This window comes from Bradyrhizobium sp. KB893862 SZCCT0404 (assembly GCF_018130885.1).
In the GTDB taxonomy this organism is placed as follows: domain Bacteria; phylum Pseudomonadota; class Alphaproteobacteria; order Rhizobiales; family Xanthobacteraceae; genus Bradyrhizobium; species Bradyrhizobium stylosanthis.
Genome location: NZ_JAFCLT010000001.1, coordinates 1240193 through 1258400, shown reverse-complemented (window position 1 = coordinate 1258400; position 18208 = coordinate 1240193). Strand labels below are relative to the sequence as shown.

The 18208-nt window shown below is 64.4% G+C and carries 17 protein-coding genes; 9 read left to right on the top strand and 8 right to left on the bottom strand.

The genetic code is table 11. The features are described from left to right. Nucleotides 1-38: 38 nt before the first annotated feature. From JQ617_RS06300 to coaD, 4 genes are read right to left on the bottom strand one after another with little or no spacing between them, the layout of a single operon-like run. Entirely contained in the window at nt 39-503 is a 465-nt protein-coding gene (locus JQ617_RS06300) for a peptidylprolyl isomerase (RefSeq protein WP_063683376.1), read from the bottom strand. Continuing rightward, nucleotides 500-910: a UCP034077 family protein gene (locus tag JQ617_RS06295; RefSeq protein WP_212025218.1), complete on the bottom strand. Its 411-nt coding sequence runs from the start codon at nt 908-910 to the stop codon at nt 500-502. Before JQ617_RS06295 ends, JQ617_RS06300 begins: the two co-directional genes overlap by 4 nt. A gap of 8 nt (nt 911-918) precedes the next feature. Beyond that, nucleotides 919-1494: a peptidylprolyl isomerase gene (locus JQ617_RS06290; RefSeq protein ID WP_212025216.1), complete on the bottom strand. Its 576-nt coding sequence runs from the start codon at nt 1492-1494 to the stop codon at nt 919-921. A gap of 37 nt (nt 1495-1531) precedes the next feature. Continuing rightward, nucleotides 1532-2029 carry a pantetheine-phosphate adenylyltransferase gene (gene coaD / locus JQ617_RS06285; protein WP_212025214.1) on the bottom strand — a complete coding sequence of 166 codons (498 nt, stop codon included), beginning with the start codon at nt 2027-2029 and terminating at the stop codon, nt 1532-1534. 280 nt (nt 2030-2309) lie between these two features. Here coaD and JQ617_RS06280 point away from each other — a divergent pair, with 280 nt between their 5' ends. The 3 genes from JQ617_RS06280 (at nt 2310) to JQ617_RS06270 (ending at nt 5846) form a co-directional block, all read left to right on the top strand. Beyond that, nucleotides 2310-2567: a hypothetical protein gene (locus tag JQ617_RS06280; RefSeq protein ID WP_212025212.1), complete on the top strand. Its 258-nt coding sequence runs from the start codon at nt 2310-2312 to the stop codon at nt 2565-2567. A gap of 195 nt (nt 2568-2762) precedes the next feature. Beyond that, nucleotides 2763-4616, top strand: a complete 1854-nt coding sequence (locus JQ617_RS06275) for a potassium transporter Kup (protein ID WP_212025979.1) — start codon at nt 2763-2765, stop codon at nt 4614-4616. Between the two features lie 372 nt (nt 4617-4988). Next, nucleotides 4989-5846, top strand: coding sequence for a COG3904 family protein (locus JQ617_RS06270; protein WP_212025210.1), 858 nt, complete (start codon nt 4989-4991; stop codon nt 5844-5846). 62 nt (nt 5847-5908) lie between these two features. Here the strand turns inward: JQ617_RS06270 and gyrA are convergent, their stop codons facing one another. Further along, nucleotides 5909-8689, bottom strand: coding sequence for a DNA gyrase subunit A (gyrA, locus tag JQ617_RS06265; protein WP_212025208.1), 2781 nt, complete (start codon nt 8687-8689; stop codon nt 5909-5911). Between the two features lie 168 nt (nt 8690-8857). Then, nucleotides 8858-9256 (bottom strand): DUF2306 domain-containing protein, encoded by a 399-nt coding sequence (locus tag JQ617_RS06260; protein ID WP_212025206.1) that lies wholly within the window; start codon nt 9254-9256, stop codon nt 8858-8860. A 340-nt stretch (nt 9257-9596) separates the two neighbouring features. On the opposite strand from JQ617_RS06260, the gene JQ617_RS06255 reads away from it, so the two are divergent. Then, nucleotides 9597-9962, top strand: coding sequence for a low molecular weight protein tyrosine phosphatase family protein (locus JQ617_RS06255; RefSeq protein WP_212025978.1), 366 nt, complete (start codon nt 9597-9599; stop codon nt 9960-9962). 9 nt (nt 9963-9971) lie between these two features. On the opposite strand, the gene JQ617_RS06250 is transcribed toward JQ617_RS06255, so the two are convergent. Continuing rightward, complete coding sequence (locus JQ617_RS06250; RefSeq protein ID WP_063683369.1) at nt 9972-10469, bottom strand: single-stranded DNA-binding protein; 498 nt, start codon at nt 10467-10469, stop codon at nt 9972-9974. Between the two features lie 449 nt (nt 10470-10918). Here JQ617_RS06250 and JQ617_RS06245 point away from each other — a divergent pair, with 449 nt between their 5' ends. The 5 genes from JQ617_RS06245 to JQ617_RS06225 all read left to right on the top strand — a co-directional run bounded on the left by JQ617_RS06245 (nt 10919) and on the right by JQ617_RS06225 (nt 17575). Further along, complete coding sequence (locus JQ617_RS06245) at nt 10919-11698, top strand: outer membrane protein (RefSeq protein ID WP_212025204.1); 780 nt, start codon at nt 10919-10921, stop codon at nt 11696-11698. Nucleotides 11699-11933: 235 nt separating this feature from the next. After that, on the top strand, nt 11934-12620 hold the full coding sequence (locus JQ617_RS06240) for an outer membrane protein (protein WP_212025202.1): 687 nt from the start codon (nt 11934-11936) through the stop codon (nt 12618-12620). A 233-nt stretch (nt 12621-12853) separates the two neighbouring features. After that, nucleotides 12854-13600, top strand: a complete 747-nt coding sequence (locus tag JQ617_RS06235; protein WP_212025200.1) for an outer membrane protein — start codon at nt 12854-12856, stop codon at nt 13598-13600. A 266-nt stretch (nt 13601-13866) separates the two neighbouring features. Beyond that, complete coding sequence (gene uvrA / locus JQ617_RS06230; protein ID WP_212025198.1) at nt 13867-16842, top strand: excinuclease ABC subunit UvrA; 2976 nt, start codon at nt 13867-13869, stop codon at nt 16840-16842. A gap of 169 nt (nt 16843-17011) precedes the next feature. Beyond that, nucleotides 17012-17575 carry a DinB family protein gene (locus tag JQ617_RS06225; RefSeq protein WP_212025196.1) on the top strand — a complete coding sequence of 188 codons (564 nt, stop codon included), beginning with the start codon at nt 17012-17014 and terminating at the stop codon, nt 17573-17575. Between the two features lie 49 nt (nt 17576-17624). Here the strand turns inward: JQ617_RS06225 and JQ617_RS06220 are convergent, their stop codons facing one another. Further along, the gene (locus tag JQ617_RS06220) at nt 17625-18161 is read right to left on the bottom strand and encodes an RNA 2'-phosphotransferase (RefSeq protein ID WP_212025194.1); all 537 of its coding nucleotides are present in this window, start codon (nt 18159-18161) and stop codon (nt 17625-17627) included. Between the last annotated feature and the right edge of the window lie 47 nt (nt 18162-18208).

The following is an 18208-nucleotide window of genomic DNA, read 5'->3' as shown; positions in this document are numbered from 1 at the left end:
GACGGCGCTGCGCGCCTCCTCACCACGAGGGGATGGACTTATTCCTTGTCGGCCGCCATGCGCGCCTTGACGATCTTGTCGGGGTTCTGCACCGGCTCGCCGCGCTTGATCTTGTCGACGTTCTCCATGCCCTCGGTGACCTTGCCCCACACCGTGTACTGGTTGTCGAGGAAGCGGGCGTCGTCGAAGCAGATGAAGAACTGGCTGTCGCCGGAATCCGGATTGGCGGCGCGGGCCATCGAGGTGGTGCCGCGCACATGCGGCTCCTTGTTGAACTCGGCCTTCAGCTTCTTGCCGGAGCCGCCGGTGCCGGTGCCGTGCGGGCAGCCGGTCTGCGCCATGAAGCCCTCGATCACGCGATGGAACACGATGCCGTCGTAGAAGCCCTCGCGGACCAGTTCCTTGATGCGCGCGACATGGCCGGGCGCGAGGTCGGGCCGCATCTCGATGGTGACGGGGCCCTGCGTGGTCTCGAGGATCAGGGTGTTTTCGGTGGCGCTCATGCTCGTCTCTCTTGCGTTGGGGGTGAAGTCTTGCGGTTACGGAACTGGATCGCGAAGGGACGCCCCGCCGCGGCGCCGGCCATTGTTTCGGTAAATGGCATCGGCGTGCAGCGTTGCAACGCCTCCATCACCGCGATCCGGTATTGCAGCCGGTCATTGTCGGAGGCCTCCGCGGATTCATAGCTAATCCTCGGATGGCCCAGAATGTCGCCGGACCGGTTAAAGCTCACGACGACGGTGATGTCGAGGGGGCGGGCCTTGGCCGGCGGCGGTGGCTTCCAGCAGCTGTGCAGACGCTGGAACAGGTCCTTGATGGTGTTGACCTGTCCGTCCTGGGCGGCCGCGCCCGACACGCCGGAGAGCAGCACCGCGGCAACCAGCAGAAGCTTGTCGCCGGGGTACGCCATGGCCAATCCTATTTGATGTCGGAAGCGACCTGCACCTTCACCATCTTGTCGGGATCGGTGACGGTACCGCCCGGCGAGCCCGCCGGGGCCTTCTTCAACTTGTCGACGACGTCCATGCCCTGCACGACCTCGCCGATCACGGTGTACTGGCCGTCGAGGCTGCCGCCGTCGGCGAACATGATGAAGAACTGCGAGTTGGCGGTGTCGACGCTGTCGCCGCGGCGGGCCATGCCGACGATGCCGCGCGCGAAATGCACCTTGGAGAATTCCTGCTTCAGGTTCGGATATTTCGAGCCGCCGGTGCCGTTGAATTTCTCGCCGTCGCCGGTCTGCGCCATGAAACCGTCCATGACGCGATGGAACGGCACGTTGTTGTAATAGCCCTCGCGCGCGAGCGTCTTGAGGCGCTCGGCGTGCTGCGGCGCCAGGTCGGTGCGCAGCTTGATGACGATGCGGCCCTTGGTGGTGTCGATGACCAGCGCGTTGGCCTTGTCCAGGTTTGCCGGCAGTTGCTGCGCCAGCGCCGGGGCCGCGCCCAACAGCGCGGCAAAGATCGTGGCAAGAATTGCGAGACGGCGGATCATGAAAACTCCGGATCTGGTGAGATGAGAAAGCGCGCCGTTATGCGGCGAATTTGGCCTTGAGCAGGGTGGCAACGAGCGGCGGCACGAAGGTCGAGACATCTCCGCCCATCCCTGCGATCTGGCGCACCAAAGTGGCGGTGATCGGGCGGACCATGGGAGAGGCCGGCAGGAACACCGTGTGCACCTCGGGCGCCATGGCCTCGTTCATGCCGGCAAGCTGCATCTCGTAGTCGAGGTCGGTGCCGTCGCGCAGGCCGCGGATCATGATGGTCGCACCAGCCTTGCGCGCCGCGGTCACCGACAGATCGTCGAAGGTCACGGCTTCGAGCGTGCAGCCGGCCTGGGCCGCCACCGGCCCGCAGACGTCGTGAAGCATCTTCAGCCGCTCCTCGGTCGAGAACAGCGGCTTCTTGCCGGGGTGGACGCCGATCGCGACCACAAGCTTGTCACACAGGGGGACGGCGTGCCGGACCACGTCCAGATGGCCGTTGGTGATGGGGTCGAAGGAACCCGGATAGAAGGCAATGCGCGGCATGGCCCCCTCCTACCGCGCCGGGCCCGGCCCGGCAAGCCGGACAGGTTCCTTGTCGGTTTTCTGCCCTGTTTCCTGCCCTCGCCCGGAAATTGGCCGCCGGGAATGTCGGCGCACCCGGCTTTGTTTCGTCCTCGGGGCAGCGACGAAACAAAACGGAGCGCGAACGAAACCATTTCCGGCGTCCGCGAAGACGTCCGGAAACTGGCCATGGTTACTTATCCGGCCAACGAAAGACGGGCCGCACACTGGGCGTAGGCGGCCGCATCACAGGGGACAGTCAATGATCAAGACGCTTTCGGCGATCGTACTCTCTGCGTGTGTTGCCGCAGCCCTCACCCTCCTGCCCGGCTTTGCACCGACCGTCGAGGCGAGCGTGCCGCAGCCGCTGGCCAAGAGCGACCGGCTCGATATCCGGAGCATCGGCCGTGACTGCTCCCAGCAGGCCTGGCCGAATTTCGAGGCGTCCTGCCTCCGACGTGCCGGCACCAAGACCGACGTCCGCCAGGCTCGCCTCGTGACGGCCGACCGCACGCCGTAGCCGCCTCTGTCAGTTTCGCGTCAGGTGAGCCTCCCAAGATAAACCCCATGGCTATTTGCGACGTCCCGTCGCAGACTGGGTCATGCTCGCGCCCGTCGGAATGGCCCGCCGGGCGCGATCCCATCGGGGGGTTTGCCTTTGTCCAGTACGCCCGCAGTCGCCTCCGGCCATCATCCTGATCCACTGCCGCTTGCCATGACCATGGGCGCCCTCGGGGTCGTCTATGGCGATATCGGCACCAGCCCTCTCTACGCCCTGAAGGAGGCCGCCAAGGCGGCGGCGCATGGCGGCACGCTAAGTCACGACGCTGTCCTGGGCGTTGCCTCGCTGATCCTCTGGGCGCTGCTGCTGATCATTTCGCTGAAATATGCCCTGCTGATCCTGCGTGCGGACAATCGCGGCGAAGGCGGCATCGTCGCCCTGCTGGCCCTGCTGCACGCCCGCAACGCCCAGCCCGGCACCTGGCGCGCGCATCTGCTCGTCGTCGGCCTCGTCGGGGCCGCCCTGCTCTATGGCGACGGTGCGATCACGCCCGCGATCTCGGTGCTGTCAGCCATCGAGGGCCTCAAGGTGGACGCGCCCTCGCTCGCGCCGGTCGTGGTGCCCGTCACGGTCGCCATCCTGATCGGGCTGTTCATGATGCAGAAGCAGGGCACCGGCTTCATCGGCCGCATCTTCGGACCGGTCATGCTGGCCTGGTTCGTCGTGCTGGCCGCGCTCGGCATCCACGGCATCGTCAAGGCACCGGCGGTGCTGGCCGCGCTCAGCCCGTTCTATGCCTTCGACTTCCTGATCCACCAGGACTTCCACATCTCCTTCGCCATCCTCGGCGCTGCCTTCCTCGCGGTGACCGGCGGAGAGGCCATGTATGCCGACATGGGTCATTTCGGCCGCATGCCGATCCGGCTCGCCTGGTTCGCGATCTGCCTGCCCGCGCTGGTGCTGAACTATTTCGGCCAGGCCGCGCTCCTGATCACCGATCCCACGATGATCGAGAATCCGTTCTTCCAGCTCTGCCCCGACGCCCTGCACTATCCGCTGGTCGCGTTCTCGGCGGTGGCGACCGTGATCGCCTCGCAGGCCATCATCTCCGGCGTGTTCTCGCTGACCCAGCAGTCGATCCAGCTCGGCTTCCTGCCGCGCATGCAGATCCGCCACACCACGAGCGATGCGATCGGCCAGATCTACGTGCCGCTGGTGAACTGGCTGCTCGCCGCCGCCACGCTGGGGGCGGTGCTCTCCTTCGGCACGTCGGACGCGCTTGCCGGCGCCTACGGCATCGCGGTGTCGCTGCTGATGGCGATCACCACGCTGCTCGCCGCCCTGGTCGCGATCCAGTGGGGCTATTCGCCCTGGCTCGTGGTCGCCGTGAACGGCTTCTTCTTCGTGATCGACGTGATCTTCTTCTCGGCCAATTCGGTCAAGCTGTTCGAGGGCGGCTGGTTTCCGCTCATGCTCGCGGCCCTCGTCGCGTTCATGATGCTGACCTGGCGCAGCGGCGTGAAGCTGGTCGAGGCCGCGCGCGGCCGGCTGCGCCAGCCCGAGGAGGACCTGATCGAGACCGCGGTCAACAAGTGCAGCGCGCGGCTGCCGGGCACCGCGGTGTTCCTGGCCTCCGCGGCGAAAGGCGTGCCGCTGGCGCTGACGCAGTTCGTCAAGCACAACCACGTCCTGCACGAGCGCATCATCCTCGTCACCGTGCTGATCGAGGAGGTGCCGCACGTCGCCGACGAGGCCCGCGCCGAGGTGCACGAGATCATATCCGGCATCACCCGCGTGATCCTGCATTACGGCTTCATGCAGAACCCGACGATCTACGAGGGACTGACGCTCGCCTGCCGCCAGGGCCAGCTGCCCGGCATCGACCTCTCCGACATCACCTATTACGTCGGCCGCGAGACCATCATCCCGCGCGAGGACGTTCCGGGCATGTGGGTCTGGCGCGAAGGCCTGTTCGCCTTCCTCCAGCGCAACGCCGAACGCTCCGCCGCGTTCTTCGGCGTGCCGACCAAGCAGGTTGTGGAGTTCGGCACGGAGCTGGAGATCTAGGGCGCTCCAAGGCAATTCCGCGTTCATGGGCAGGGACGCAGGTCGATTGACAATACTCGGAAAAGGCTTTTAGCTTTCTACTTCTTGTTGTGCATTTCACATCCCTCGTTGCGAAAAGTGTATCGCCCCTCGTTTAACAGCAATGAAGTCACGCGCTGATGCATTTGTAATAGCGCCAGCTCCACAAGCCCCCGCCACGGCGGCAACGCCAACGGCTTCTCCCTCAAAATCTGCTCCAGCCGTCTCAGGCAAAGGTTTCGAACGCCTCAGAGTGGACAGCTTTCGCGCGGCTTGGGGCCGAGGCGATCGACGCGAGGCAGCAGTTGGCCCGGGAGCTGGTCGAGCAAGCCCTCATCGGACAGAGAACTGCCAATGCTCAAGTCGCTCCTATTTTTGCTTGTCGTCGTCCTGGTCAGCCTGCCGCGGAGCGAGCTTCGCGCGGCGGACATATCGAGTGGGAGATTGTATCGCGTCGGCAGCAGCGCCTACATTGTCGTACGTGGGCCGATAACAGCAGGAGATGCCGACCGCTTCAAAAAGCAGGCGCTGGACCTGATCAAGCGTGGCCTCATCCCCGGGATTGTGCGCGTCTACAGCCCGGGAGGAGACGTAACGGAGGCCTTGAGCATTGGCAGGCAGCTTCGAACGCTTGGCGCGTCAACACAGGCTCCTCTGAGGCTGTCTGACTACAATCCGACAGTGAAGCCCGGGGCCAACGCATGCCCCATAGGAGACGATCTAACCGGCAAATGGTTGTATTATTTGCCGCCGACCGGCCAGGGCGACGTGGACTGCGTCTGCGCGAGTGCGTGCTTCCTCATCTGGGCAGCAGGCACAGGACGGCATGGAGATGTCATCGGCGTGCACCGTCCATCATTTGTGGACCAGGCCTGGTACGGAAGACTACCGCTCGACGCCGCAAAGAAAGCCTATGATCGGTCGGTGAATGAAGCACAAGCTTATCTTCGCGAGATGGAGATTCCGGATTCAATAATCAAAACGATGTTCGCGGTGGATTCCCGCAGCATGTATTACCTGGAGAAGCGTGATCGGCTTCAGCTGTACAACTCTTCCGTACACCTCGAGGAAGTCACCCTGGCGCGGTGCGGTAAACTTGGCGCCGAACCCAGTTTCGAGCAGCGCGCGAAACGATCCGATTGCTTGGGCGCCATATACGGGGCGGACAAGAGTGGGGCCGCGGAGTACATCAAGCGCTACGGCGGCGATTGACGCCCGGCGAGAACCCGGATTTCGCTTCGCTCCATCCGGGCTACGGGCTACGGGGCTCGATCTTACTCCCCGCTTGCCTCTCCATTCGCCCCATTGCCGCTCTCGGCCTCTTCCGTGATGTGCTCGACCGAGACGACATGCTCGTCCTCGGCGGTGTCGAACACGATCACGCCCTGGGTCGAGCGGCCGGCGATGCGGATGCCTTCGACCGGGCAGCGGATCAGCTGGCCCTTGTCGGTCACCAGCATGATCTGGTCGGCATCCTCCACGGGGAAGGAAGCGACCAAATTGCCGTTGCGGTTGTTGACGCTCATGGCGACGATGCCTTTGCCGCCGCGGCCGGTGGTGCGGTACTCGTAGGACGAGGTCCGCTTGCCATAGCCGTTGACGGAGACGGTCAGCACGATTTGCTCGGCCGCCGACATCTCGGCATAGCGCTCCTGGGTGAGCTGGAAGTTGCCAGAGGTCTCTTCCGCCTCGGTATCGACCGCAGGCTCCTCGGCCGCGGTATCGCCGGCCACCGCGCGGCGCATCTTCAGATAGGCCGAGCGCTCGTCGGACGTGGTCTCGACATGGCGCAAGATCGACATCGAGATGACCTTGTCATCGTCAAGCGAGATGCCTCGAACGCCCATCGAGGTTCGACCACCGAAGACCCGAACGCCGTGCTCCTTGATCTCGCCGTCCTTGTCGGGTCGGGGGTCGCTGACCCGGAAGCGGATGCACTGGCCGGCGGCCGTCGTCAGCAGCACGTCGTCGTGCTCGGTGCAGATCTGCACGTCGACGATCGCCTCGCCCTCGTCGAGCTTCATCGCGATGATGCCGGAGCGGCGGACGTCGACGAAGTCGGACAACTTGTTGCGCCGGACGTTGCCGCCTGTCGTGGCGAACATCACGTCGAGCTGGCCCCAGGTGGACTCGTCCTCGGGCAGCGGCATGATCGTGGTGATGCGTTCGCCCTGCTCCAGCGGCAGGATGTTGATCAGCGCCTTGCCGCGCGCGTTCGGCGCCGCCATCGGCAGGCGCCACACCTTTTCCTTGTAGACCTGGCCGCGGGACGAGAAGAACAGCACCGGCGTATGGGTCGATGCGACAAAGAGCCGGCTGACGAAGTCCTCGTCGCGGGTCTGCATGCCGGCGCGGCCCTTGCCGCCGCGGCGCTGCGCCCGGTAGGCCGACAGCGGCACGCGCTTGACGTAGCCGGCGTGCGACACGGTCACGACCATGTCCTCGCGCTGGATCAGGTCCTCGTCCTCGACCTCGCCTTCCTGCTCCATGATCACGGTGCGGCGCGGGGTAGCGAACTCGGCCTTCACCTCGGCAAGCTCGGTCTTGATGATGTCGAGGATGCGGGCGCGCGAGCGCAGGATCGAGAGATAGTCCTCGATCTCGCCGGCGAGTTTTGCGAGCTCCTCGCCGATCTCGTCGCGTCCGAGCGCGGTGAGGCGTGCGAGGCGCAGCTCGAGGATCGCCCTCGCCTGCTCCAGCGAGAGGCGGATGGTGCCGTCCTCGTTGATGCGGTGGCGCGGATCGTCGATCAGCGTGATGATGTCCTCGACGTCGCGGGCGGGCCAGTCGCGCGTCATCAGGGTCTCGCGCGCGGCGGCCGGCGTCGGCGAGTGGCGGATCACGCGGATGATCTCGTCGATGTTGGCGACCGCGATGGCGAGGCCGACCTGCTCATGCGCGCGTTCGCGCGCCTTGCGCAACTTGTACTTGGTGCGGCGTGTGACGACCTGCTCGCGGAAGCCGACGAAGATCGTCAGCATGTCCTTCAGGTTCATCGTCTGCGGACGGCCGCTGTCGAGCGCGACGGCGTTGACGCCGAAAGAGGTTTGCAGCGGCGTGAACTTGTAGAGCTGGTTCAGCACCACGTCGGGCACGGCGTCGCGCTTGAGCTCGACGACCACGCGGTAGCCGTCGCGGTCGGATTCGTCGCGCAGATCGGAGATGCCCTCGATCTTCTTTTCCTTGTAGAGCTCGGCGATGCGCTCGACCATCGTCGCCTTGTTCACCTGATACGGGATCTCGGTGATGACGATCGCCTCGCGTTCCTTCCGGACCGTCTCGAACGTGACCTTGCCGCGCATCACGATGGAGCCGCGGCCGAGATGATAGGCGCTGCGGATGCCCTGGCGTCCGAGGATGATGCCGCCGGTCGGGAAATCCGGACCCGGGATGATGTTGTTGAGCTCGTCGATGGTCAGCGACGGGTTGTCGATCAGCGCCACGCAGGCGTCGATGACCTCGCCGAGATTGTGCGGTGGGATGTTGGTGGCCATGCCGACCGCGATGCCGCCGGCGCCGTTGACGAGCAGGTTCGGGAAGCGCGCCGGCAGAACCACCGGCTCCCGCTCGGAACCGTCGTAATTGTCCTGGAAATCGACCGTGTCGTCGTCGATGTCCTCGAGCAGCTTCAGCGCGATCTTGGTCAGGCGGGATTCGGTGTAGCGCATCGCCGCCGGCGGATCGCCGTCGACCGAGCCGAAATTGCCCTGTCCGTCGATCAGGGGCGCGCGCATCGAGAAGTCCTGCGCCATGCGCACCAACGCGTCGTAGATCGCCTGGTCGCCATGGGGATGGTACTTACCCATGACCTCACCGACGGCACCGGCGGACTTCTTGTGCTTCTTGTCCGGCGTGTCGCCGCGATTGTTCATCGCGTACAGGATACGGCGATGCACCGGCTTCAACCCGTCGCGCGCATCGGGCAGCGCACGCGACACGATCACGCTCATCGCGTAATCGAGATAGGACTTCTTCATCTCCTCGTAGATCGAAACGGGGCGAATGTCCGAGGGTTGCGCCGGCTGGTCGCCGGGCTTGTTGTCGTCGTCAGCCAAGGGGGAATCCGGTGAGTTTTTGTCTGGGAATCATATAGCGCATCGAACCCCTGATAACCACCCTTACGGGGGTCTTGGAAGCGCTTTTTCCGACTGTTTTTCCAGAGACTTACGCCTATCCCGGCACCGCCTCGGACAGGGCCGGAACAAGCAGCGTGGAACCGCCCTTCAAGCCCCGAAAATCACCCGGTGCATGATGCGCCCGGGGACCAGCGTGAACAGGCCCGCCACGACCAGCGCGCCGGCAAAGATGAAGATCATCATCCGCCGGTGATCGGCGACGCGATGGGTATGGGCCCGCCACACCGCGAGCGGCAGGACCACGAGCGTGAAGATCGACAAGAGGTGGATCGGGCCAAACGGTCCGACCATCCGAATCCCGTGGATCCAGAACGAGGATGCGGCGACCACGACCATCAGGCTGACCCAGATCCAGCCGATCGTTCGGTGCGGCAGCGTGCCCTTGGGAGCGGCGAACTGGACGAGGCCGAGCACGAAGGCAGCCATGGCTGCAAAGGCATGTAGCGGGATCGCAGGGGCAGCCTCAAGCAGCGGCGTAAGGCTCATGCAGGCTCCCCCCAGATCGACGGATCGCACCATGTGAATAGGATTAACATTAAGTTAGTTAATACCATTCACATCGCAGTCCGTCAAAGCGCTGATGCAGAACATGAGGCAAGGCCGGAAAGCCGAGCCTTACCCGTCAATTGGTAAGAAATCCTGTGGCTTCACGCGAGCGACGAATTCAACCGCAGACATCGCGCTGACGCGCTCAGACTGGGACCGTAGCGGCCGTCGACACCCTGAAGGTGCGCATGTAACTGTTTTGAAATCCGCCACCGAGCACCACCACCCACCCAGCGCGTGGACGCCGGGCTCTCCCCGATCGCTTGTCCAGAGCAGTGAAGTGACCAACGTCCTGTTTGTCTGCAGTGCCAATCGCCTCCGCAGCCCCACCGCCGAACAGGTCTTTTCGACCTGGCCGGGGATCGAGGCCGACTCGGCCGGCATCTCGAACGACGCGGTCGTGGTGTTGTCGGCCGAACAGGTCGAATGGGCCGACATCATCTTCGTCATGGAGAAGCTCCACCGCAACAAGCTGAATCGGAAATTCCGATCCAGCCTGAACGGCAAGCGGGTCATCTGCCTCGACATCCCCGACGACTACGAATTCATGGACCCGGCCCTGGTCCGGATCCTCGAAAACCGCGCGGGCCGCTTCCTGTCGCGCTCGTCGCCGGCGGCTTACAAGGCCGCCGCCGAACGGGACTAAAGCGCCACCTCAGAACGGGATGTCGTCGTCCATGTCGTTGTTGCGGCCACCGCCGCCGGCGGCAACGGGACGGCGCGGTGCGCTGCTGACCGGGCCGGATGAGCCGAAATCGCCGCCCGGCTCGTCACCGAAGCTGCCGCCTCCCCCGCCACCGCCGCGGCCGTCAAGCATGGTCAGGGTCGAGTTGAAGCCCTGCAGCACGACTTCGGTCGAGTACTTCTCGGCGCCCTGCTGGTCGGTCCATTTGCGGGTCTGCAGCGCGCCCTCGATGTAAACCTTGGCGCCCTTCTTCAGGTATTGCTCGGCGACCTTGCAGAGCCCTTCGTTGAAGATCACGACGCGGTGCCACTCGGTCTTTTCCTTGCGCTCGCCGCTGTTCTTGTCGCGCCAGGTCTCCGAGGTCGCGATGCTCAAATTCGCGATCGGCCGCCCGTCCTGGGTGCGGCGGATTTCAGGATCCTTGCCGAGATTTCCAACCAGAATGACCTTGTTGACGCTTCCCGCCATCGCCGCTCTCCACTCCAAATGCCACTGAATTCATGAGGCCGGGCCGCGCCCCGCGGTCCTCTGCAACCTGTTGAGGCGACCCTATACGCTTGCGCGGACCGGTCGGCCCATGGCCCCTCCACTTATCCCCACATATAGCATCGGCCTCCACGATGTTCCAGATTTGTTCCGGCGATTACAATCGTCATCGCGCGCGGAGAACAACGCGAGACCCTGCCCCAAAATTGGCTGCACAGATGGAACCTTTCCGGGTTCCCGTGACCGCCCAAAACCTCTTAACATTCATCAAGTTAGAAGCAGAACACATGGTCTCGGACTGTTGCATTTCGGAGACGGACTCTGCTTCCCCGCGACGCTACGCTCTCCCTTGGAATTGTTTCATATGGGCGTCGCGCCTGACTGGCCGCTTCGGGGATTTCAAGAAGCGGACCTTACTTGGGGAGACTGCAATGAAGAAAATTCTGATTGGTACAATTGGCATGGTCGCGCTGGGCCTGTCGGCTCCAGCGAGCGCGGCGGACCTCGCTGCACGTCCCTACACCAAGGCTCCGCCCCCGATGGTCGCGGCGATCTACGACTGGAGCGGTTTCTACATCGGCATCAACGGCGGCGGCGGCAGCAGCCACAAGTGCTGGGACTTCGTCACGCCCGTGACCGGCGTTCTCGTCGGTGAAGGTTGCCACAACGCGGTCGGCGGCACGGTCGGTGGACAGGTCGGCTATCGCTGGCAGTCGGCCAGTTGGGTGTTCGGCCTGGAAGGCCAGGGCAACTGGGCCGACTTCTCCGGCGACAACATCAGCGCGACGTTCGTCGGCACGGGTCTGCGCGACCGTTCCAAGATCAACGCGTTCGGGCTTTTCACCGGCCAGATCGGCTACGCCTGGAACAACGTGCTGTTCTACGTGAAGGGCGGCGGCGCGGTCGTGAACGACCGCTACCGGAGCTACGACGTTATCACCGGTCTCGAATTCGACCGGTCCAATGAGACCCGCTGGGGCGGCACCGTGGGCGCAGGTCTCGAATTCGGCTTCGCACCGAACTGGACCGTCGGCGTCGAGTACGACCACATCTTCCTCGGCAACCGGACCATCGGCTTCACCGGTTCTGGCAATTTCGGGATCGCCCCGCTTGGCGTCGCCACGCGCTCGGAGCGCATCAGCCAGGACGTCGATATGGGCCTCGTCCGCCTGAACTATCGCTGGGGCGGTCCGGTCATCGCGCGGTACTGATATCCCTTTGATATTCCTGAGAGAAAGGCCGGCCTCGCGCCGGCCTTTTTCGTTGCCGCGCGCGCCATGGGGATAATCCGTCAGCGATTATGACGTTTTGGGACTGTTGTGGCTTTTTGGGTACACAACTTGCGGCTTCGCTGGTGTATGGACGTCACCAGTTGGACCACAGCGTCCGCTGTCCTTCCGTTGAGGGAAGGCAACAACAGAAACTGGGACTGGGATTAGGTTGAAAATGAAGAAGGTTTTGTTGGCTTCGGCCTGTTTGTTCGCTCTGGCTGCCCCCGCGTCGGCGGCTGATCTCGCGGCTCGCCCGTACACGAAGGCTCCGGTGGCTGTGGCTTCGGTCTACAACTGGACCGGCTTCTACCTCGGTGTCGTCGGTGGCGGCGCTTGGGAAGACTCGGGCTCCCCCCGTATGCAGGGTGGCTTCGTCGGTGGCACCGCCGGCTACAACTGGCAGACCGGCAACGTCGTGTTCGGCGTCGAGGCCGATGCCGCCTGGGCTGACGTGAACGCTTCGGTGACCGGCGCGACCGTCGTCCCCGGCTTCGGCGTCGTGACCGCGAGCGCCAGCTCGAAGACCGATGCCATGGGCACCGTGCGCGGCCGCATCGGCTGGGCCGTCAACAACGTGCTGCTGTACGGCACCGGTGGTTACGCCTGGATCGACAACAAGATCACCCTCTCCGCGCTCGGCGTCTCGGCGTCGGACAGCAAGTTCCACTCCGGCTGGACCGTCGGTGCGGGCGTCGAGGCGTATTTCGCCCCGAACTGGACCGTCAAGGGCGAGTACCTCTATCGCAGCCTCGGCGGCGAGACCTACTTCTCGGGCGCCCTGCCCACCGGCACGCTCAACTTCCACACCGTGCAGGTCGGCGTGAACTATCACTTCAACGGCCCGGTCGTCGCGAAGTACTGAGCTTCGTCTCCGACGCACCATCGTTACGAAAGGCCGGCCTCGCGCCGGCCCTTTTGTTTTTGCGCGCGTAGCGATAGACGCCGGCCGGCCTCTCGCGTTTTCCAGGAGCTGTGGCGTACGAGTGACACAACCTTAGGATTCAATAATGTAAGGTTGCAGCATTCGTTTGGGTCGTAGCGTCGGCTGCCGTTCCTGTGGAAGGCAGCCAAGTGAAATGGAACTGGGGAATTCAGATGAAGAAGATCTTGCTGGCCTCGGCCAGCCTGTTCGCACTCAGCGCGTTGACACCGGCTTCGGCGGCCGATCTTGCGGCCCGCCCCTACACCAAGGCGCCGGTCGCCGTGGCCTCGATCTACAACTGGAGCGGATTCTATATCGGCATCAACGGCGGTGGCGCCTCGAGTCGCAACTGCTGGGACGTTAACAATATCTTCGGCGTTCCCGGTCCGGACACGGCTGAAGGCTGCCACAACGCGACCGGCGGCATCGTCGGTGGCCAGATCGGCTATCGCTGGCAGTCGGCCAACTGGGTGTTCGGCCTCGAAGCCCAGGGCGACTGGGCCGACCTGAAGGGCTCGAACACGAGCCTAGTGCTCGCACCGCTGGTCAACCAGACCAGGATCGATGCGCTGGGTCTGTTCACCGGCCAGATCGGCTACGCCTGGAACAACGTGCTCTGGTACGTGAAGGGTGGCGCGGCCGTCACGCACGCCAAATACGACGGTCTGGTGGGCGGCGTCGTCCTCGACAGCGCAAGCGAGACGCGCTGGGGCGGCGCGGTCGGCACCGGCCTCGAATTCGGTTTCGCGCCGAACTGGTCCGTTGCCATCGAATACGACCATCTGTTCATGGGCCATCGCAACGTCAGCTTCACGATCCTCGGCGTCAACGACCGCATCGACCGCATCAAGCAGGACGTCGATATGGGCACCGTCCGCCTCAACTACACCTTCGGCGGCCCGGTCGTCGCCAAGTACTGAGCAACGCTCAGCGCCCTCGCGTTACGAAAGGCCGGCCTCGCGCCGGCCTTTTTTCCTTTGCGGGCATGGTCCAGCGCAGTTCCTGCTGCCAGATGCCGCCAGAGCGCCAACATTCCGTTGACGATTCGCAACTCCCTCTGGAAATCCGTCTCCGTTCTTCCTACGTTCGCTGCCATACCCATTGGCGCCGATCCCGGTTCCGGGCGAAGCGCGCCTTTTTTGTTGGCGCGATTGCGCACCTTTGGGCTTCCTTGAGGGCAACTCGGATGGATGAAGTGATCAAGGCGAAGCGCCAACAACAGAACGCCGGCTCCAGCCAGCGCGCAATTACGATCCGCGGCGCGCGCGAGCACAACCTCAAGAACATCGACGTCGAGATTCCCCGCGACAAGCTGGTGGTGTTCACCGGCCTCTCCGGCTCCGGCAAATCCTCGCTCGCCTTCGACACCATCTATGCCGAAGGCCAGCGGCGCTACGTCGAGTCGCTCTCGGCCTATGCCCGCCAGTTCCTCGAGATGATGCAGAAGCCGGACGTCGACCAGATCGACGGCCTGTCGCCGGCGATCTCGATCGAGCAGAAGACCACCTCGAAGAACCCGCGCTCGACTGTCGGCACCGTCACCGAGATCTACGATTACATGCGCCTGCTATGGGCGCGCGTCGGCGTGCCCTACTCGCCGGCCACGGGCCTGCCGATCGAGAGCCAGACCGTCTCGCAGATGGTCGACCGCGTGCTGGCGCTGCCCGAGGGCACCCGCCTCTATCTGCTCGCCCCCGTCGTGCGCGGCCGCAAGGGCGAGTATCGCAAGGAGCTCGCCGAATGGCTCAAGAAGGGCTTTCAGCGCGTCAAGATCGACGGCACCTTCCACGAGCTGGCGGAGGCGCCGACGCTCGACAAGAAATTCCCGCACGACATCGACGTCGTGGTCGACCGCATCGTGGTGCGCGCCGACATCGGCCAGCGCCTCGCGGAGAGCTTTGAGACCGCGCTGAAGCTCGCCGAGGGCCTGGCCGTCGTCGAGTTCGCCGACGCGCCCGCGGCCGCCCCTGCAGAAGAGAAAAAGAAGACCGCAAAAATCCACGACAAGAGCGGGCCCGAGCGCATCCTGTTCTCGGAAAAATTCGCCTGCCCGGTCTCCGGCTTCACCATTCCCGAGATCGAGCCGCGCCTGTTCTCGTTCAACAACCCCTATGGCGCCTGCCCGGCCTGCGGCGGTCTCGGCGTCGAGCAGCATGTCGACGAGGACCTCGTCATTCCCGACAAGGACCTGTCGCTGCGCAAGGGCGCGATCGCGCCCTGGGCCAAGTCGTCCTCGCCCTATTACGAGCAGACGCTGACCGCGCTCGGCAAGCATTACAAGTTCACGGTCGACACCAAGTGGAAGGATCTCGCCAAGAAGACGCGCGATGCGATCCTCTACGGCTCCGGCGAGGACGAGATCAAGTTCTCCTACCAGGACGGCGTGCGCTCCTACGACACCAAGAAGCCGTTCGAGGGCGTCATCACCAACATCAACCGCCGCTATCGCGAGACCGAGAGCGAGTGGGCGCGCGAGGAGCTCGCAAAATATTTCCACGACGTGCCCTGCGGCGGCTGTAACGGTTTCCGCCTCAAGCCCGAGGCGCTCTGCGTCAAGGTCGGCGGCAAGCATATCGGCGAGATCTCGGAACTGTCGGTCAAGAAGGCCGGCGAATGGTTCGAGGGCGTGCCGGAGGCGCTGAACAAGCAGCAGAACGAGATCGCCGGCCGCATCCTGAAGGAGATCCGCGAGCGCCTGACCTTCCTGCTCGACGTCGGCCTCAACTATCTGACGCTGTCCCGCTCGTCCGGCACGCTGTCCGGCGGCGAGAGCCAGCGCATTCGCCTGGCCTCGCAGATCGGCTCGGGCCTGACGGGCGTGCTCTACGTGCTGGACGAGCCCTCGATCGGCCTGCACCAGCGCGACAACGCGCGCCTGCTCGACACCCTCAAGAGGCTGCGCGACCTCGGCAACACCGTGGTCGTGGTCGAGCATGACGAGGACGCCATTCGCCTCGCCGACTACGTGCTCGACATCGGCCCCGGCGCCGGCATGCATGGCGGCAACATCGTCGCCGAAGGCACGCCCGCCGAGATCATGCGCAACCCGAAATCGCTGACCGGCAAGTACCTGACCGGCGAACTCGAGGTCGAGGTGCCGGAGCGGCGCCCGCCGAACCATCGCCGCACCATCAAGGTGGTCAACGCGCGCGGCAATAACCTCAAGAACGTCACGGCCGAGATCCCGCTCGGCCTGTTCACCTGCGTCACCGGCGTCTCCGGCGGCGGCAAGTCGACGCTCTTGATCGATACGCTCTACCGCGCCATCGCGCGCAAGCTGAACGGCGCCAGCGAAGGCGCAGCCCCGCACGACCGCATCGAGGGCCTCGAGCACATCGACAAGATCATCGACATCGACCAGTCGCCGATCGGCCGCACCCCGCGCTCGAATCCGGCGACCTACACCGGTGCCTTCACGCCGATCCGCGAATGGTTCGCCGGGCTGCCCGAGTCAAAAGCGCGCGGCTACGAGCCCGGCCGCTTCTCCTTCAACGTCAAGGGCGGCCGCTGCGAAGCCTGCCAGGGCGACGGCGTCATCAAGATCGAGATGCACTTCCTGCCCGACGTCTACGTCACCTGCGACGTCTGCAAGGGCAAGCGCTACAACCGCGAGACGCTCGAAGTCCTGTTCAAGGGCAAGAGCATCGCCGACGTGCTCGACATGACCGTCGAGGAAGCCGCCGAGTTCTTCAAGGCGGTCCCGCGCGTGCGCGAGACCTTCCAGACCCTGCACCGCGTCGGCCTCGACTACATCCACGTCGGCCAGCAGGCGACGACGCTCTCAGGCGGTGAAGCCCAGCGCGTCAAGCTGGCGAAGGAGCTGTCCAAGCGCGCCACCGGCCGCACGCTCTACATCCTGGACGAGCCCACCACCGGCCTGCACTTCCACGACGTCAAGAAGCTCTTGGAGGTGCTGCACGAGCTGGTCGCGCAGGGCAACACGGTGGTCGTCATCGAGCACAATCTCGAAGTCATCAAGACCGCCGACTGGGTCATCGACCTCGGCCCCGAAGGCGGCGACGGCGGCGGCGAGATCGTCGCCTGGGGCCCCCCGGAAGACATCGCGAAGGCGCCGCGGAGCTATACCGGCAAGTTTTTGGCGCCGGTGCTGAAGAAGGCCGGGAAGCCGAAGCGGCGGAGCACGAGCGAGGCGGCGGAGTAAATCATTGAACTGCGTTGAGGCCGCGTAGCCCGGATGAGCGACTTGTCCGCCGTAGCTCAAAGAGCGAAGGCGGAAGCGACATCCGGGACCACTCGTAAGGCAAGCACCGGCCCCGCATATCGCTTCGCTCATGCGGGCTACCGGCGACCGGCTGCAAGGGAGAGCCGTTATGTCCGCTAGCCTTGTGCAGACCTACCGCGCCTTCGCCCACAACAACGCCTGGGCCAACCATCGCCTGCTCACCGCCTGCGCCGCGCTGAGCCAGTCTGAATTCGAAGCCCACCGCACCGGCTTCTTCCCGAGCATCCAGCGCACGCTGAACCATATCTACGTCATCGATCTCTTCTACATCGATGCGCTCGAGGGCGGCTGGCTCGGACCACGGGCCTGGGCGAACGAGGTGCCGTACGCCTCGGTTTCCGAACTGAAGCCTGCCCAGGCTGCGATGGACCAGCGCCTGCTGGCCATCTGCGACGCGCTCACGCCTGAGCTGCTCGACGGCCTTGTCCGGATCAACCGCGACACCAGCGTCCAGACCGAACGCCGCGACCGGCTGCTGATGCATCTATTCCAGCATCAGATCCATCACCGCGGACAGGCACACGCCATGCTGTCCGCAACCAGCGTCGCCCCGCCCCAGCTCGACGAGTTCTTCGCCGCGGGAGAGGCGCCGCTCAGGGCCGCCGAGTTCGACGAGCTCGGATGGACCGAGGCGACCGTGTGGAAGGCCTAGTGCGCTTCCCAAAGAACTGCGCAGCAGCGCTCCGAACGACCATGCCCGCTCAGCTCAGGAATTCCGGCGGCACATGGTCCGTCAACCACACGCCGTTGTCCGCTCGATAGAACTTGAGCCCCTTCGCGTGCATGCCGCCCGCATCGACCCTGAAGATGTGCGGCTTGCCGTGGCGCTGCCCGACCCGCTGTGCGGTCGCCTCGTCGGAGGACAGATGCACCTGCTGGCGCGCCTGCGGCTTCAGGCCCTCGCCAAGGATCGCATCGGCGAACCGCGTTGCCGTGCCGTGGTACAGGATCGAAGGCGGCTCTTGCGGCGGCAAGCCGAGCTCCACCGCTACGGAGTGCCCCTGGGCAGCCCGGATCATCAGCCCGTCCGCTGACAACGAAAATCGCTTCTTGTCGCTGCTTGCGACGACGCCGAGCAGGTCGGCGCGGTCAAACGTCGTCCCCGCCGCATTGGCTTTTTCAACCAGTTCGTCGATATTGACCCAACCCTCGGCACCGAGCGTCAAGCCGATCTCATCGGGCTTGTGTCTCAGCACGAAGCTGAGGAACTTGCTAAGTTGGACCTGATCGACCGGCATCTGTGTCTTCCTGTTTCACGCTTGTAACATCCGGCCACTTGGCTCGA

Bases quoted from the DNA above. Each gene is read 5' to 3' on its own strand.
- JQ617_RS06300 (WP_063683376.1), bottom strand. From the start codon at position 503: ATGAGCGCCACCGAAAACACCCTGATCCTCGAGACCACGCAGGGCCCC.
- JQ617_RS06250 (WP_063683369.1), bottom strand. From the start codon at position 10,469: ATGGCGGGAAGCGTCAACAAGGTCATTCTGGTTGGAAATCTCGGCAAG.
- JQ617_RS06240 (WP_212025202.1), top strand. From the start codon at position 11,934: ATGAAGAAGGTTTTGTTGGCTTCGGCCTGTTTGTTCGCTCTGGCTGCC.
- JQ617_RS06245 (WP_212025204.1), top strand. From the start codon at position 10,919: ATGAAGAAAATTCTGATTGGTACAATTGGCATGGTCGCGCTGGGCCTG.
- JQ617_RS06225 (WP_212025196.1), top strand. From the start codon at position 17,012: ATGTCCGCTAGCCTTGTGCAGACCTACCGCGCCTTCGCCCACAACAAC.
- JQ617_RS06295 (WP_212025218.1), bottom strand. From the start codon at position 910: ATGGCGTACCCCGGCGACAAGCTTCTGCTGGTTGCCGCGGTGCTGCTC.
- JQ617_RS06270 (WP_212025210.1), top strand. From the start codon at position 4,989: ATGCTCAAGTCGCTCCTATTTTTGCTTGTCGTCGTCCTGGTCAGCCTG.
- JQ617_RS06275 (WP_212025979.1), top strand. From the start codon at position 2,763: ATGACCATGGGCGCCCTCGGGGTCGTCTATGGCGATATCGGCACCAGC.
- JQ617_RS06235 (WP_212025200.1), top strand. From the start codon at position 12,854: ATGAAGAAGATCTTGCTGGCCTCGGCCAGCCTGTTCGCACTCAGCGCG.
- coaD (WP_212025214.1), bottom strand. From the start codon at position 2,029: ATGCCGCGCATTGCCTTCTATCCGGGTTCCTTCGACCCCATCACCAAC.
- JQ617_RS06260 (WP_212025206.1), bottom strand. From the start codon at position 9,256: ATGAGCCTTACGCCGCTGCTTGAGGCTGCCCCTGCGATCCCGCTACAT.
- JQ617_RS06290 (WP_212025216.1), bottom strand. From the start codon at position 1,494: ATGATCCGCCGTCTCGCAATTCTTGCCACGATCTTTGCCGCGCTGTTG.
- JQ617_RS06280 (WP_212025212.1), top strand. From the start codon at position 2,310: ATGATCAAGACGCTTTCGGCGATCGTACTCTCTGCGTGTGTTGCCGCA.
- uvrA (WP_212025198.1), top strand. From the start codon at position 13,867: ATGGATGAAGTGATCAAGGCGAAGCGCCAACAACAGAACGCCGGCTCC.
- JQ617_RS06220 (WP_212025194.1), bottom strand. From the start codon at position 18,161: ATGCCGGTCGATCAGGTCCAACTTAGCAAGTTCCTCAGCTTCGTGCTG.